This window comes from Granulicella sp. S156, from assembly GCF_009766105.1.
GTDB lineage: Bacteria > Acidobacteriota > Terriglobia > Terriglobales > Acidobacteriaceae > Granulicella.
In genome coordinates this window covers 228,457-228,932 of the sequence record NZ_LMUH01000018.1, presented here as the reverse complement: position 1 = coordinate 228,932, position 476 = coordinate 228,457, and the positions used below count along the sequence as shown (strand labels likewise).

The 476-nt window shown below is 63.2% G+C and carries 1 pseudogene; it reads left to right on the top strand.

Annotation, left to right across the window (positions count from 1 at the left end):
- Positions 1-476, top strand: a pseudogene (locus tag GSQ91_RS14730) (hypothetical protein); the annotation flags it as partial.

Sequence of the window (476 nt, the reverse complement as noted above, 5' to 3'; positions counted from 1 at the left end):
ACGCTCAGTTTTTCGGAGTACCCCAGCGCAGGCGCCGTGTCTTCGTTGTCGGATGTCTTGGAGACTGGAGAGCTGCCGCAGCGGTATTTCTTGAGTGGCACGGCCTGTCGGGGCATCCTCCGCCGCGCCGAGAAGCGCGGCAAGGAGTTGCCGGCGGCATTGAAGTCGGCCCTGCTGGCGGTCGCTTCATAGATACCGCCCCCACCATTGATACCGGATGCAAGGATGGCTTCGTCCGCAATCAACTAGGCGCAGGCGTACTGTCATCGACCGATGAGACCTCTCACTGCCTCAATGCCGATGGCATGGGGAGGCAGGATTATGAAACCGAGACGCTCATCGCTCACGCGCTCTCAGCCGAGGGCTTCGACGCGAGCGAAGACGGCACCGGGCGTGGAACGCCCATGGTGCCCGTCGCCATCTGCACTGCGCACACGCAGTCGAACGGCTCCGGCTTCTCCGACGATGTCGCCCAC